The 1,515-nt window shown below is 70.3% G+C and carries 2 protein-coding genes; one reads left to right on the top strand and one right to left on the bottom strand.

The window, feature by feature from the left end:
- Nucleotides 1–339, top strand: a 339-nt coding sequence (locus AB0368_RS38430; RefSeq protein WP_366158978.1) for an STAS domain-containing protein, incomplete at its 5' end; no start/stop codon positions are given.
- A gap of 12 nt (nucleotides 340–351) precedes the next feature.
- On the opposite strand, the gene AB0368_RS38425 is transcribed toward AB0368_RS38430, so the two are convergent.
- The coding region (locus AB0368_RS38425; protein WP_366158977.1) for a PP2C family protein-serine/threonine phosphatase at nucleotides 352–1,515 on the bottom strand (1,164 nt) is incomplete at its 5' end.

The following is a 1,515-nucleotide window of genomic DNA, read 5'->3' as shown; positions in this document are numbered from 1 at the left end:
GCCCGGGCCGGTCGGGCCTGCACTGTGGTGCGGGTCGGCGGTGAGCTGGACATGGAGACCAGTCCTCAGCTGCATGCCTTCCTTCAGAAGGTCGCCGACGGAGGTGCCACGCGGGTGGTGTTGGACTTCGCCGATGTGACGTTTCTGGACTCCAGCGGTCTGGGCGTGCTGATGGTGTGGTTCAAGGAGCTGGTTGCCCTGGAGGGTGGCCGGTTGTCCGTTGCCGCAGTGCGGCAGCCCGTCGATTACGTGTTGCGGGTTTCGACGGTGGATCAGGTGCTGGACGTGTACGACACCGTGGGTGCCGCCGAGGCCGACATGCCGCCGGTGGTGTCCTGAGGGCGGCGCCGCTCAGCGCAGGTCGGTCGAGGTCCCGGCGCCGAGGTCAGCACCAGCGTTGGCGCGGCGGGAACGTGCGTGATGCCCGTGCCAGTCGATGATCAGCAGGGTGGCGTCGTCGGGGAGGGTGGGGCCGGCCACGGCGAGGACCGCGTCGGCCAGGGCTCGTGCGGCCTCGCGGGGGTGGAGGCCGGGGAGCGAGCGCACTTGTGCGAGTAGGTCCAGGGCGGCGGCGTTGCGTTCGCGCATGCCGTCGGTGACGATCACCAGGCGGTCGCCGGGACGCAACGTGACCTGACCGGCTCGGCACGGCGACTCGGGGAACATCCCCAGCGGGAAGTTTCGGGGCAGCTCCAGCTGCTGCGGGTTGCCGTCACGGACCAGCAGCGGCGGCACGTGCCCCGCGTTGATCAGATCGCATACCCCGGTGTTCAAGTCGACACGCCCGACGACGGCGGTGATGAACGCACCTCGGGTCGGGGCATTTTGAGCTACCGCGGCGCTGGCGCCGTCGGCTTGTTCGGTCAGGCTGTGCCCGGCGTGGCGGGAATTGCGCAGGCTTGCCACGCCGAGGGTGGCGGTCAACGCGCTGGCCACGCCGTGGCCCATGGCGTCGGTGACGCTGAAGTGCAGCGTGTCGCGGGCGACGCTGTAGTCGAAGGTGTCCCCACCGATGCTCGCCGACGGTTCGAGCCAGCCGGACAGGGTGAACGCGCCGCCTTCGCAGGTGAACGCGGCGGGCAGGAGCCGGCGTTGGATCTCGGCGGAGAGGGTGAAGGGCGTGGTGCGTTGTCCCCACTCGAACAGGTCGGTGTGGCGCCGGTTCGCGATCACCACGAACGCCAGCGCATGTGCGGTCCGGGCGATCTCGCCGAGCGCTTGCGGTGCTGGTGCGGCGTCCAAGCAGATCTCCAACACGCCGATGATCTCACCGCGTTCGGTGACCGGCGCGAGGACCGTCCATCCGGCGTCGGCGGCGACCACCTGCAACGCCTGAGTTCGTAACACCTGCTCGTGGGGGCCACCGTCGAACGGCACGACGGTCGCTACCTCGCCGCCGTCACGGCGGCCGTCCGCGACCGAGGTCAGCGGGGTGTGTGCCAGCCGGACCAGTGCCCGGCCGCTGAGGTCGGCGACGAGGAAGGAGACGCTGCGTGCGTGAAGCGCCGCGCCGAG

It is taken from the genome of Actinoplanes sp. NPDC051475 (assembly GCF_040689425.1).
GTDB lineage: Bacteria > Actinomycetota > Actinomycetes > Mycobacteriales > Micromonosporaceae > Actinoplanes.
The sequence above is the reverse complement of the archived record's forward strand: the minus strand, read 5'-3'. Positions and strand labels throughout refer to the sequence as shown.